This window comes from Cognatiluteimonas weifangensis, assembly GCF_003416885.1.
Taxonomy (GTDB): domain Bacteria; phylum Pseudomonadota; class Gammaproteobacteria; order Xanthomonadales; family Xanthomonadaceae; genus Cognatiluteimonas; species Cognatiluteimonas weifangensis.
In genome coordinates this window covers 268,554-281,908 of record NZ_QVPD01000004.1, presented here as the reverse complement: position 1 = coordinate 281,908, position 13,355 = coordinate 268,554, and the positions used below count along the sequence as shown (strand labels likewise).

Annotated in this window: 10 protein-coding genes; all 10 read left to right on the top strand. The window is 70.9% G+C overall.

Going from position 1 to position 13,355, the window contains the following annotated elements; translation table 11 throughout:
- Window positions 1-64 precede the first annotated feature (64 nt).
- The 10 genes from D0Y53_RS06010 to zwf all read left to right on the top strand — a co-directional run bounded on the left by D0Y53_RS06010 (window position 65) and on the right by zwf (window position 13,328).
- The gene (locus D0Y53_RS06010; RefSeq protein WP_117202296.1) at window positions 65-406 is read left to right on the top strand and encodes a HesB/IscA family protein; all 342 of its coding nucleotides are present in this window, start codon (window positions 65-67) and stop codon (window positions 404-406) included.
- Window positions 407-733: 327 nt separating this feature from the next.
- Complete coding sequence (gene rpsF, locus D0Y53_RS06005; protein ID WP_117202295.1) at window positions 734-1,159, top strand: 30S ribosomal protein S6; 426 nt, start codon at window positions 734-736, stop codon at window positions 1,157-1,159.
- Window positions 1,160-1,185: 26 nt separating this feature from the next.
- On the top strand, window positions 1,186-1,416 hold the full coding sequence (gene rpsR / locus D0Y53_RS06000; protein WP_117202294.1) for a 30S ribosomal protein S18: 231 nt from the start codon (window positions 1,186-1,188) through the stop codon (window positions 1,414-1,416).
- A 103-nt stretch (window positions 1,417-1,519) separates the two neighbouring features.
- The gene (rplI, locus tag D0Y53_RS05995; protein ID WP_117202293.1) at window positions 1,520-1,972 is read left to right on the top strand and encodes a 50S ribosomal protein L9; all 453 of its coding nucleotides are present in this window, start codon (window positions 1,520-1,522) and stop codon (window positions 1,970-1,972) included.
- A gap of 868 nt (window positions 1,973-2,840) precedes the next feature.
- A complete protein-coding gene (locus tag D0Y53_RS05985) occupies window positions 2,841-4,253 on the top strand; it encodes a replicative DNA helicase (protein ID WP_117202291.1) in 1,413 nt (470 codons plus the stop codon).
- 281 nt (window positions 4,254-4,534) lie between these two features.
- Window positions 4,535-5,659 carry an alanine racemase gene (alr, locus tag D0Y53_RS05980; protein WP_117202290.1) on the top strand — a complete coding sequence of 375 codons (1,125 nt, stop codon included), beginning with the start codon at window positions 4,535-4,537 and terminating at the stop codon, window positions 5,657-5,659.
- Between the two features lie 278 nt (window positions 5,660-5,937).
- Window positions 5,938-9,264, top strand: coding sequence for a bifunctional diguanylate cyclase/phosphodiesterase (locus D0Y53_RS13185; RefSeq protein WP_158550590.1), 3,327 nt, complete (start codon window positions 5,938-5,940; stop codon window positions 9,262-9,264).
- Window positions 9,265-9,328: 64 nt separating this feature from the next.
- Window positions 9,329-10,834, top strand: coding sequence for a WS/DGAT/MGAT family O-acyltransferase (locus tag D0Y53_RS05970; RefSeq protein WP_117202288.1), 1,506 nt, complete (start codon window positions 9,329-9,331; stop codon window positions 10,832-10,834).
- Between the two features lie 114 nt (window positions 10,835-10,948).
- Window positions 10,949-11,626: a YiaD family glycine zipper/OmpA-like lipoprotein gene (locus D0Y53_RS13215; RefSeq protein WP_117202287.1), complete on the top strand. Its 678-nt coding sequence runs from the start codon at window positions 10,949-10,951 to the stop codon at window positions 11,624-11,626.
- Window positions 11,627-11,915: 289 nt separating this feature from the next.
- Window positions 11,916-13,328: a glucose-6-phosphate dehydrogenase gene (zwf, locus tag D0Y53_RS05960; RefSeq protein ID WP_233511675.1), complete on the top strand. Its 1,413-nt coding sequence runs from the start codon at window positions 11,916-11,918 to the stop codon at window positions 13,326-13,328.
- The last annotated feature ends 27 nt before the right edge of the window (window positions 13,329-13,355 follow it).

Sequence of the window (13,355 nt, the reverse complement as noted above, 5' to 3'; positions counted from 1 at the left end):
GCGACTCCCGGCGTCGGCGCGGGGCGCCGGACCCGCGACGGCGCAACCCATTTATAATGGGCGCATGGCCATCCAACTCGCTCCCGCCGCCCTGCAACGCATCCGTGGTTTCCTGGCCGAGACGCCGCAGGCCCTGGGGTTCCGGTTCGGCGTCCAGCGCAGCGGCTGCTCGGGCTGGGGCTACCTGGCCGACCTGGCCCGCGAGCAACGCCCCGGCGACACCGTGTTCGAGCAGGACGGCGTGCGCATCTACGTCGACGCCGACAGCCTGGCGCAGGTCGACGGCACCCGGATCGATTTCCTCAAGAGCGGGCTGAACGAGCAGTTCGTGTTCGACAACCCCAATGTCGCCGCCGCCTGCGGCTGCGGCGAGTCGTTCACCACCGACCCCGGGCGCGCCGCCTAGGCAGGTCCGGGACGGTTGCCGTCATCCCCGTTTTCGCGGGATGACAATCCCAAGGCGGGGCGCCCAGGTCCCGGGTGGATCCAATGCCGGCGGGTGCCGGCGCGCCGTTCGCGGCAGGCCATTGCCCGCGACCGGGCCGCTGGCTTGCGTGCGACGGTGCCGGGCGACGGTCGCCGCCTTGCCCACAAGTCCTTGAACCTGCCATAATTTCCGGCTTCCCGGCGTCCCTGCCGGGGAGCCCTTGCCCCACCGCGTCCGCCCCGGCCGACGGGGGGCTGCCGGGCCCGGATCCGCGCGATCCCGGGCCGCATCCACAAGGAAACCCACATGCGTCATTACGAAATCGTGTTCCTGGTCCACCCGGACCAGAGCGAGCAGGTGCCGGCGATGATCGAGCGTTACAAGACGCTGATCGAAGGCGGCAACGGCAAGATCCACCGCCTCGAGGACTGGGGCCGCCGCCAGCTGGCCTATCCGATCGACAACCTGGTCAAGGCCCACTACGTGCTGCTGAACATCGAGACCGACCAGACCGTGCTCAATGAGCTGGTCGACGGCTTCCGTTTCAACGACGCGGTGCTGCGCCATCTGGTGATCCGTCGCGACGAGGCGGTCACCGAGCAGTCCCTGATCATGAAGAACAAGGACGAGAAGAACGACAAGCCCGAGCGCAGCGAGCGCCGCCGCCGCGACGAAGACGAGAGCGCCAACGGCACTGCCGAAGCCGCCGACGACGCCGCCGAAGCCGCCTGACCATCGTCCTCTAGGAGCCGCATCCCATGTCCAAGTTCTTCCGCCGCCGCAAGTTCTGCAAGTTCACCGCCGAGGGCGTCAAGGAGATCGATTACAAGGATCTCAACACCCTGCGCCAGAACATCAGCGAGAACGGCAAGATCGTGCCGAGCCGCATCACCGGCACCAAGTCGCGCTACCAGCGCCAGCTGGCTACCGCGGTCAAGCGCGCGCGTTTCCTGGCGCTGATCCCCTACACCGACAACCACAACGTGTGACCCGGTCCCGCCGCACCGGCGGGTCGCGCCACCACACCGTCCATTCGGACAGCCAACAGTTGCGGCGCCCGTGCGGCGCCGCTAACGAATACGGAGCAATGCCATGGAACTGATCCTGCTGCAGAAAGTGACCAACCTCGGCGGCCTGGGCGACAAGGTCAACGTCAAGCCCGGCTACGGCCGCAACTTCCTGGTGCCGCAGGGCAAGGCGGTGCCGGCCACTGCCGCCAACATCGCCGAGTTCGAGGCCAAGCGCGCCGAGTACGAGGCCAAGGCGCAGGCGCTGCTGGGCGACGCCGAGGCCCGCCGCGCCAAGCTCGAGGGCGCCAGCGTCACCATCTACGCCAATGCCTCCACCGAGGGCAAGCTGTACGGTTCGGTCGGCCCGCGTGAGATCGCCGAGGCGCTGACCAAGCTCGGCATGCCGGTCGAGAAGTCGGAAGTGGTGATGGGCGAGGGCGCGATCCGCAATGTCGGCGAAAACGAAGTCGTCGTGCACCTGCATGCCGACGTCACGGTGCCGGTCAAGGTCGTGGTCGAGGCCGAAGCCGCGTAACCGTCGTCGTACCGCAAGACCCCGGACGGGCGCCCATGTGGCGCCCGTCCTGTTTCTGGTTCTGCCCCCGACCGTGCGGATCGGTTTCGGCTGGAGTCACCGCACGGTGGGCGGGGATGCTGTGCCCTCCCGACGATCTTCTGTAAGTCGAGTCGTTCGGGCATCTTCGGCTTCGGACGGAGTCGCCGCCCGACGGGCTGGGGGTGCTGCGCCCTCCTGACGACCTCCTGTCTTTAAGTCGGGTCGTGGACCATCCATGGTCCACTCTCCGCACCCCCAGCCCGCCGGACGGCGACTTGGCGAGCGTGGAGGCTCGCCGCTTCGGCTAGTTTTTTCTGCAAGCGCCAACTTACTTGCTTGGAAGCCGGTGGCCCGGCCTGTGCGGGACCGTCGGCGGCATGGATGCCGCCGAGGAGCCTACAGGGACGTATTCACGGCGTGTCCCGCACAGGCCGGGCCGCCGGCTTCCCCTCGCAGAAGCTTCCACGCTTGAAGGGGGGGTTTACGACGCACCCCGTAGAGGCAGGACCGCCGGCTTCCCCGCAGAGGTTTCCGCACAAAAAAAGTGTGGAGATGCACGCTTGCGATACCCGTGCGGGGGAACGCCCGGGTCAAGGCAGGAGTGCCGGCGACATGGATGTCGCCGCCAGGCCCACATGGATGTGTTTGTGGCGTGTCCTGCCTTGGCCCGGGTTTCTCCGCGCAGGATCTGCAGGAACGCGATGAACCAGTCGCAAGGTGTGCGATTCCCACCGGTTATCCACAGAGTTGTCTGCAACGCTTGCGCGGTGGCGCGACTAGGATGACGACCGCAGGACGACAACAACAGGGCCGCGACGACGGCCCGCCCGGGGGAGTCACCAGTTTGATGAGCGCACGCCAGGGCTTTCGCACCGAGCCGCCGTTGCACGGGCGGGGCGACAACCGCATCGAGCAGCTGCGGGTGCCGCCGCAGTCGGTGGAGGCCGAGCAGGCGGTGCTGGGCGGGCTGATGCTGGCGCCCGATGCGTTCGACCGGGTCGCCGACATCCTGACCGACAGCGACTTCTACCGCCGCGACCACCAGCTGATCTACCGCGCCATCCGCGAGCTGGCGGAAAAGAACCGCCCCTACGACGCGGTCACCCTGGGCGAATGGTTCGAATCGATGGGCCAGGCCGAGCAGGTCGCCGGCGGCGCCTACCTGGTGGAACTGGCCAGCACCACGCCCTCGGCCGCCAACATCGCCGCCTACGCCGAGATCGTGCGCGACAAGGCGGTGCTGCGGCAGCTGATCGAGGTCGGTACCGGGATCGTCAACGACGGCTTCCAGCCCGACGGCCGCGAGACCCGCGAGATCCTCGACGCCGCCGAGTCCAGCGTGCTGGCGATCGCCGAGCACAGCGCCAAGGGGCGGATGGACTACGTCTCCGTGCACAGCGCGCTGGCCGAGGCTTTCGACGTGCTGCAGAAGCGCTACGAGAGCGGCGGCAGCGTCACCGGCCTGCCCACCGGCTACACCGAGTTCGACGAGATGACCGCCGGGCTGCAGCCGACCGACCTGCTGATCCTGGCCGCGCGCCCGTCGATGGGCAAGACCACGCTGGCGCTGAACATGGCCGAGTACGCGGCGATGAAGTCCAAGCAGCCGGTGGCGATCTTCTCGATGGAAATGTCGGCCAGCCAGCTGGCGCTGCGCCTGATCTCCTCGGTCGGCCGCATCAACGCCACCCGCCTGCGCACCGGACAGCTGGAGGACGAGGACTGGAGCCGCGTCACCAGCGCGATCCGGCTGCTGCGCGAGGCCAAGATCTTCATCGACGACGAACCGGCGCTGTCGCCGGAAAAACTGCGTGCCAAGGCCCGCCGGATCAAGAAGGAGCACGGCCTCGGCCTGATCGTCATCGACTACCTGCAGCTGATGGCGGTGCCCGGCAACAGCGAGAACCGGGCGACGGAAATCTCCGAAATTTCGCGCTCGCTCAAGGGCCTGGCCAAGGAGCTCAACGTGCCGGTGATCGCGCTGAGCCAGCTCAACCGCTCGCTGGAGACGCGCACCGACAAGCGCCCGATGATGGCCGACCTGCGCGAATCCGGCGCCATCGAGCAGGACGCCGACGTGATCGTCTTCATCTACCGCGACGAGTACTACAACAAGGACAACTCGCCGGACAAGGGCCTGGCCGAGATCATCATCGGCAAGCAGCGCAACGGCCCGACCGGGGCGATCAAGCTCAAGTTCTTCGGCGAATACACCCGCTTCGACAACCTGGCGCACGACGCGGTCGGCAGCTTCGAGTAGCCGGCGTCGGCCGCGCAGCCGGCTTCGGGTAGGTCGCCGCGCCGGCCCGGGCGCACCTCGCCGCGGGGGCTCCGCGTCCGGCTGCGACGCGCGGCCGCAGGCTCGATTCGCTGCACGGGTCGGGCCGGTCCGACGCGTCGCGGCGGGCGTTCGCCCAGGCCGCGCGGCAGTGCGCGCGCAGACGCGGGCCAGCACGACGGCTTTCGCGACCGTGGCGCTCCCGACTTGGGCGAAGGGCGGGACGAGCGCACTCCCCCTCATGCTCTCGCTAGACTAATGCGATGAGCGCCCCCGCCAGCGAACGCCCGACCCGGATCCTGGTCGACCTCGATGCGATCGCGCACAACCTGCGTGCGATCCGTGCGCACGTGCGGGTGCCGGTGATGGCGATCGTCAAGGCCAATGCCTACGGCCACGGGCTGGTGCCGGTGGCGCGGCACCTGCAGGCGCAGGGCGTCGAGCAGCTCGGGGTGGCGTTCCTGGAGGAGGGCATCGCGCTGCGACAGGCCGGCATCACCGTGCCGATCCTGGTATTGGGCGGGATCTTCGGCCCGCAGGTGGCGCAGTTCATCGCCCACGACCTGGAAGTCACCGTGTCCTCGCTGGACAAGCTGCACCAGGTCGAGGCTGCCGCGCAGGCGCTGGGGCGCAAGGCGACCGTCCACCTGAAGATCGACACCGGGATGGAGCGGATCGGCGTGCACAGCTATTCCTGCGGGCCGTTCATCGCGGCGGCGGTGGCCTCGCGCTGGTGCACGATCAAGGGCATCTATTCGCACCTGGCCTGCGCCGACGATCCCGGATCGGAGATGACCGCACTGCAGGTGCAGCGCTTCGCCGAGGCCTGCGCGCACTTCGAACGCCTCGGTGCGCCGATGCCGCTGCGGCACCTGGCCAATTCCGGCGGTGTGCTGCATTTCCCGCAGACGCACCTGGACATGGTGCGCCCCGGCATCGTGCTGTACGGCGTGCAGCCGGACCCGGCATCAAAGCGCACGCTGGACCTGCGCCCGGCGCTGTCGCTGGTGTCGCAGGTGGTGTACTTCAAGGTGGTCAAGGCCGGGCATCCGGTCAGTTACGGCGCGACCTGGGCGCCGGCGCACGACACCCGCGTGGTCACCGTGCCCCTGGGCTACGGCGACGGCTATCCGCGGGCGCTGTCCGCGCGCGGCGAGGTGCTGATCCGGGGCCACCGCCATCCCATCGTCGGGCGCATCTGCATGGACCAGTTCATGGTCGACATCGGCCAGGACAGTGCCTGGAACGAGGACGAAGTCGTGCTGATCGGCCGCCAGGGCGATGCCGCGATCCCGGTGGAAGCCGTGGCGCAGGCGGCCGGCACCATCCCTTACGAGATCCTGACCGGCCTCAACGCCCGTATCCCGCGCCTGTACCGCGGCGGTTGACGCCGCCCGATGCCGGCGCGCGCGGGGCGCGTCGCAGCCGGCGCTGCCGGCTTGCGCAGCGATTGCGACTGCGTCCGGCCGGACGCCAGCGCCGGCGCGTTCGCGACGACCGGATCGACGCCTGGCCTGTGCGCTGCGTCGAGGATCGCGCCGCGGCCGGCCGCGGCGGCATGTCTGGCGTGGCCGGACAGCGATCCTGCGCACACCCGCTGCGCGGCGTCCTGGGGTATACAGGTGGGCCGCCGCCGCCGGGCGGTCCTGAGGAGCGACGCCGCTGCATGGACGAGGCCAGGGGATCCCGGTTGTCGTTGGCCGCACGCCTGCGTGAGGCTGCGCTGGTCACGGCCGTCTATGCGCTGACGGCATTGCTGGCGCTGTACGCCAGCCCTGCGCTGGGCGGCGACACGATGCTCTGGATCGGCAACGGCGTGCTGCTGGGGTGGATGCTGCACCGCGTCGACCGCCACGTGCTGTGGTGGCTGCTGCCCTGCGCCCTGGTCGATGGCGGCGCGCGTCTGCTGTTCGACGCCACGCCGCCGCTGGCCGCGGGCCTGGCGCTGGTCGACACGCTGGAGGTGGCGCTGGCCTGGGCGGTGCTGCGTCGCTGGCATGCGGGCGGCGGGGCGCTGGACGAAGCCGCAGTCGCGGCCTTGCTGGGCGTCGGCGTGCTGGCGCCGCTGGCCGCTGCGCTGCCGGCGGCGCTGGCCCTGCAGCAGTTCGGTGGCCTGCCGCTGCGCGAGGCGCTGCTGGCGTGGTGGCCGGGACACGCGCTCGGCCTGCTGGCGGTCACGCCGGTGGTCGCGGTCTGGCGCAGTGCGGATCGCGCAGCGCTGCCGCGGGCGTTCTGGGGATTTCTCGCCGTGGTCCTGGCGGTTCCTGCAGTCGCGCTGTCGGGGATGACGCCGGTCCTGGTGGCGCTGCTGCTGTTGCTTGCGGCCGGCCGCGTCGGCGTCTTCGGCAGTGCCGCGCTGGGCACGTGCGCGGTGGCGGCGACCATGGGCTGGGCGGCGTTGTCGGCGGACGTGGCGATTGCGGGGCTGCCGGCGGGCGTGCCACCGGCGCTCGCGTTGGGTCTTGCGCTCGCGCTGCTGGCGCTGGCGCCGCTGCTGGTCGCGGTGCTGGTCGCGCAGCGCGCGGCCGCCCGGACGCAGGCGCAGCTGGCCGGCCAGCGCTTCGCGGTGGTCGCCGAGCATGCCCCCGGGTTGCTGGCGCAACTGGACCGCGACCTGCGCTATCGCTACGCCAACGACAATTTCCTGCAATGGCACGGTCTCACGGCCGCGCAGGTGCTGGGGCGCAGCGTGCACGAAAGCCTCGCCCCGGACGTGGCCGCGCGCCTGGCCAGCCGCATGCGCCGGGCGCTGGCCGGCCAGCCGCAGCAGTTCGACCTGCCCATGCCCGACGGCCGCCAGCTGCAGACGCGGCTGCAGCCGCAGTTCGGCGGCGACGGCAGCGTCGACGGGTTCTACCTGGTCGCCGAGGACGTCAGTTGGCGCGGGCAGGGCGAGCGCCGGTTCGAGGCCCTGCTGACGGCGGCCGAACCGATGCTGCTGCTGGAGGCGTCCGGCCGCATCGCGCAGGCCAACGCCGCGGCGACGCAGCTGCTGGGCGAGACCGCCGACGCGCTGCTGCAGCGGCCGTTCGCGGAGCTGCTGGGCGAGGCGTCGCGGGACGCGCTGCAGGCGACCCTGGAACGCCTGCGGGCAGCCCCTGCGGAGAGCGCACAGGAAACGCTGGCGGTGTGGACGCGGCCCCACGACGGCGCGGCCGCGGCCGGGCAGCCGCTGGAATTGCGGCTGGCGCCGCTGCCCGGCAACGACGGCACGCTCGCGGCGAGCCTGCGCGACCTGGGCACGCAGCTGCAGCTGGAACAGGCGCTGCAGCACGAGCAGGCGCTGGCGCGCGCGGTGCTGGCGACCATCGGCGACGCGGTCATCGCCTGCGACGCCGGGCGCCGGATCGTGCTGCTCAACCCGATCGCCGAGGAACTCAGCGGCTGGTCCCGGGCCGAGGCGCTGGGGCGTCCGCTGGAAGAAGTGGTGCGGCTGTGCGCCCAGGAGTCGGGCGAGGCGTTGCGCTCGCCGCTGCTGCTGGCGCTGGAATCCAACCGCGCGGTCGGCCTGCAGCCGGATTCGGCGCTGCTGCGTCGCGACGGCAGCCGCCGGCCGGTGGAAAGCGCCGCCGCCCCGGTGCAGGACGACGACGGCAATGCGCTGGGCGCGGTGATGGTGTTCCACGACGTCAGCGAAACCCGGGCGATGGCGATGAAGATGTCGCACCTGGCCCAGCACGACTATCTCACCGACCTGCCCAACCGGGTCCTGCTGCACGACCGCCTGTCGCAGGCGCTGGCCGCGGCCGAGCGCGGCGCCAAGGGCGCGCTGCTGTTCGTGGACCTGGATTTCTTCAAGCACATCAACGACACCCTCGGCCACCAGGCCGGCGACAAGGTGCTGCAGGAGGTGGCGCGGCGGCTGGTGGAGGCGGTGCGCGCGGACGACACCGTCAGCCGCCAGGGCGGCGACGAGTTCGTGCTGCTGCTGGTGCGCCTGGCCGACCCGCGCGACGCCGCGCGCGTGGCCGAAAAGCTGATCCTGGCGATCGAGCAGCCATTCCACGTCGAGGGCCAGGTGCTGCACATCTCCGCCAGCGTCGGCATCGCGCTGTTCCCGCAGGACGCGCGCGACATCAAGACCCTGATGAAGCAGGCCGACACCGCGCTGTACCACGCCAAGGAGGCCGGCCGCGGCCGCTACAGCTATTTCACCGGGATCATGAGCGAGCGCGCCGACCAGCGCATGCGCACCGAGCACGACCTGCGCTTCGCCCTGGCCAACGAGGATTTCTTCCTCGCCTACCAGCCCAAGGTGCGGCTGCCGGAAGGCCGCATCACCGGGATGGAAGCGCTGGTGCGCTGGCGCCGCTCCGACACTGGCGAGGTGGTGCCGCCGGGCGAGTTCATCCCGGTGGCCGAGGAGACCGGCCTGATCGTGGCGCTGGACGAGTGGGTGATGCACGAGGCCTGCCGCCAGAACCGCGCCTGGCAGGACGCGGGGCTGCCGCAGGTGCCGGTCTCGGTCAACGTGTCGCTGGCGCGCTTCGACCCGGAGCGGCTGATCGCGCACGTGCGCAAGACCCTGGCCGACACCGGCATGGCGCCGCAGTGGCTGGAGATCGAGTTCACCGAGAGCCAGATGTTCACTCACCTGGAGCGCGCGCAGGAGCTGATCGCGCAGCTCAAGGCGCTGGGCGTGCAGGTGGCGGTCGACGATTTCGGCACCGGCTATTCCAGCCTGGCCTACCTGGTGCGCTACAAGTTCGACGCGCTGAAGATCGACCGCTCCTTCGTGCAGGGCCTGCCGGACGATCCCAAGCACAGCGCGATCGTGCAGGCGATCGTCGGCATGGCGCGGGCGCTGGATTACCGGGTGATCGCCGAAGGGGTGGAGACCTGCGCCCAGGCCGATGCCCTGCAGCGCCACGGCTGCCACGAGATGCAGGGGTTCCTGCACGGCCGCCCGGTGGCGGCCGCGGAGTTCGCCGCGTTGCTGCAGCGCGGCTCGGTGGCGGCGACGACCGCGGCGCGTTCCTCGCGGGAGGCCTGACCGGCGCGCGTTGACGCTGTTCGCCGGCGCATGCTTCACTCGCGGCAATCACCGGAGAGGGTCGATGGCCACGCCCAAGCCGCGCCAGCGCGCCAGCCGCGCCCCCGACGGGCGGCGCGAAGCCATGTCCCGGGTCGACACCGCGTGGCTGCGGATGGAACGGCCGACCAACCCGATGATGATCACCGGCGTGCTGATGTTCGCCGAGCCGATGTCGCTGGCGCGGCTGAAGCGGGTGATCGCGCAACGCTTCCTGGCGTATCCGCGGTTCCGGCAGACGCCGCTGGACAACGGCGCCGGCGCGGTCTGGTGCGAGAGCGGGGATTTCGACCTCGACCGGCACGTGCGCGCGGCGAAGTTGCCCGGGCGTGCCGCCTCGGGTCCGGCGCAGAAGCGCGCGCTGGAGCGCTTCGCCAGCAAGCTCGCCTCCACCCCGCTGGAAAAAGGGCGGCCGCTGTGGCGCTTCGACCTGGTCGCCGACTACCAGGGCGGCTCGGCGCTGGTGGCGCGCATCCACCACTGTTATGCCGACGGCATCGCCCTGGTGCAGGTGCTGCTGTCGCTGACCGATACCACGCGGCAGGCGCTGCGCGGCAGCGAGCTGGACAAGGCCTGGCTCAAGCACGACGGCGCGCGGGTGGCGCGCCGGGTCGGCGCCCTCGACCGCTACCGCGAGCTGGGCGGCAAGGTGCTGGAGCAGGGCATCGCCCTGGCGCGCGATCCGTCGCTGGCGGCGATCCTGGCCTGGGAGGGCGGCGCGATCGCGCGCGAGTTCGTCGGCACGCTGCTGCTGCCGGACGATCCGCCATCGCTGCTGCGCGGGGCGCTGGGCCCCGACAAGCGCGTGGCCTGGGCCGAGCCGCTGGACCTGGAAGAGGTCAAGGCGGTCGGCCGCGCCAGCGGCTGCACCGTCAACGACGTGCTGATGGCCGCGGCCGCGGGCGCGCTGCGCAGCTACATGCTGGCGCGCGGCGAATCCCTGGACGGCACCGTGGTGCGCGCCACCGTGCCGGTCAACCTGCGCCCGCTGGAGCACGCGCGCCAGCTCGGCAACCATTTCGGGCTGGTGTTCCTGGAGCTGCCGGTGGGCGAGGCCAACCCGGTGCGGCGGCTGCGGCACGTGGCCGCGTGCATGGACCAGCTCAAGTCCTCGCGCCAGGCGATCATGGCGTTCGGCGTGCTGGCGGCGCTGGGGATGGCGCCGCCGATGCTCCAGGACGTGGCCCTGGAAATATTCAGCCGCAAGGCGAGCGCGGTTGCGACCAACGTGCCCGGACCGCAGCAGCCGCTGTACATGGCCGGCTGCATGTTGCGCGAGATGATGTTCTGGGTGCCGCAAACCGGCTCGGTCGGCGTCGGCATCTCGATCCTGAGCTACAACGGCCGCGTGCATTTCGGACTGATCGCCGATGCCGGCTTGATTCCCGACCCGGACGCGGTGGCGGGTCGCTTCGGCGCCGAGTTCGACAAGCTGCTGTACCTGGCGCTGATGGGCGACTGGCAGCGGACGCTCGACGCCGCCATGGCCGACGCGCTGGTCCCGGCCGCGCCGATCCCCACCGCTGGCTAAACGCCGGCCGTTGCCGTCACCCGTCGGTGACGCTTCCATGGTTACCTTGATCGCGCATTCAGGTCTGCCGGCGGATCCTTCGGCAGGCCATCCCCCGTGATTCAGGAGATCCTCATGACCAAGCTCGCCACGACCGGACTCTGCGCCGCCCTTGCCGGCGCGATGCTGTTGACCAGTTGCGCCACCTACACCGGCCAGACCAGCGATCCCAACGACCCCAACCGCACCCGCACCGGGGCGCTGATCGGCGCCGGCATCGGCGCGGTCGCCGGCCTGCTCAGCGGCGGCGACGCGGTCGAACGCCGCCAGCGTGCGCTGGTCGGCGCCGGCATCGGCGGCCTCGCCGGCGCCGGCATCGGCGCCTACCAGGATCGCCAGGAAGCCGCGCTGCGGCGCGAACTGGCCGGCAGCGGCGTGGACGTGGTCCGCCAGGGCGACAACATCGTCCTCAACATGCCGGGCAACATCACCTTCGCCTTCGACAGCGCCAACCTGCAGCCGCAGTTCTATCCGGTGCTGGACAACGTTGCCGGCACCCTCAACCAGTACAACCAGACCGTGATCGAGGTCGCCGGCCACACCGACAGCGTCGGCACCGACGCCTACAACCAGGCGCTGTCGCAGCGCCGCGCCAATGCGGTGGCCGGCTATCTGGGCAGCCGCGGCGTGATGCAGCAGCGCATGATCGTGGTCGGCGCCGGCGAGACCCGCCCGATCGCCAGCAACGACACCGAGGCCGGCCGCGCCCAGAACCGCCGGGTCGAGATCACCATCGTGCCGGTGCAGTCGTAACGCAGCGCCCGGTTGCCCGCACCCCGTGGTGCGGAGCCGGGCAAAAGCGGCAGTTTCGCGAACGGGTCGCCCACCGGCGGCCCGTTCGCGTTTCGACAGGACGACCATGCCTTAACCGTCGATCTGGTATGCAGGCCGTGTGTCGTACCCGCGAGGGCGTAGGCAAATCGGCTTTGGCGCCGACTCCCGCGCAAGCGGCAATCCGGGGTTTCAATTCCGGGCCCCGGAGAGGGCAACAACGATTCAAGCCCTCCCGGCGCGCACGCGCCCCCCACGCATGGAGCGAGCGTTGAGCAATCCTCCCGCACAGTCCGATGCCCTGGTGCTGTTCGGCGCCACCGGCGATCTGGCCTACAAGAAGATCTTTCCCGCGCTGCAGGCGCTGGTGCGCGACGGCGAGCTGGACATGCCGGTGGTCGGCGTCGCCCGGGATCGCTGGAACCTGCAGCGACTGCGCGAGCACGTGCGCGACAGCCTGGTGCACGCGGAAGGCGGCATCGACCGGGCCGCGTTCGCCCGGCTGGCCGCGCAGTTGCGCTTCGTCGAGGGCGACTACGGCGATCCGGGCACCTTCCAGCGGCTGCGGCGCGCGCTCGACGGCACCCGGCGGCCGCTGCATTACCTGGCCATCCCGCCGGCGTTGTTCGCCACCGTGGTGCAGGCGCTGGCGCAGTCGGGCTGCGCGGACGGCGCGCGGGTGGTGGTGGAGAAGCCCTTCGGCCGCGACCTGGCTTCGGCGCAGGCGCTCAACCGCACCCTGCACGCGGTGTTCGACGAGGACGCGGTCTTCCGCATCGACCATTTCCTGGGCAAGGAGGCGGTGCGGAACCTGCTGTATTTCCGCTTCGCCAACGCCTTCCTGGAGCCGGTGTGGAACCGCAACTACGTCGACAACGTGCAGATCACCATGGCCGAACGCTTCGGCGTGGAGGGCCGCGGCAGCTTCTACGAAGGCGTCGGCGCGCTGCGCGACGTGGTCCAGAATCACCTGCTGCAAGTGGTGGCGCTGCTGGCGATGGACGCGCCGATCGGCGACGACGCGAGTGCGATCCAGGCCGAGAAGCTGCGCCTGTTCCGGGCGATGAAGCCGCTGCAGCCGGGGCAGGTGGTGCGCGGGCAGTTCCGCGGCTACCGCGACGAGGCCGGCGTTGCCGCCGGTTCCGACGTCGAGACCTTCGCCGCGCTGAAGCTGGAGATCGACACCTGGCGCTGGGCCGGAGTGCCGTTCTACATCCGCGCCGGCAAGCGCCTGCCGATCACCGCCACCGAGGTCGTGGTCGACCTCAAGCGGCCGCCGCTGGCGCTGTTCGACGACGATCGCGCGGGCGCCCTGCCGGCGCCCGGCAACTACTTCCGCTTCCGCCTCGGCCCGGAAGTGGTGATCGCCACCGGCGCGCGGGTCAAGCGCGCGGGCGAGGCGATGCGCGGCGAGGCGGTGGAACTGGTCGCCCGCCACCAGCCCGCCGCCGCCGCGCCGGCGTACGAGCGGCTGCTCGGCGATGCGTTGCATGGCGACGCCAGCCTGTTCACCCGCGACGCCGCGGTGGAAGCGGCCTGGCACGTGGTCGACCCGGTGCTGGCCGCGCCCGCCCCGGTGGAGATCTACGACGCCGGCAGCTGGGGGCCGGCCGCGGCGCGCGCGGTGATCCAGGGCGGAGCGGGCTGGCACGATCCCCGCCCCGAAGGCAGTGCCCCCTGCTGATGCCGGCAGCCGCAGCGGTACCATCGG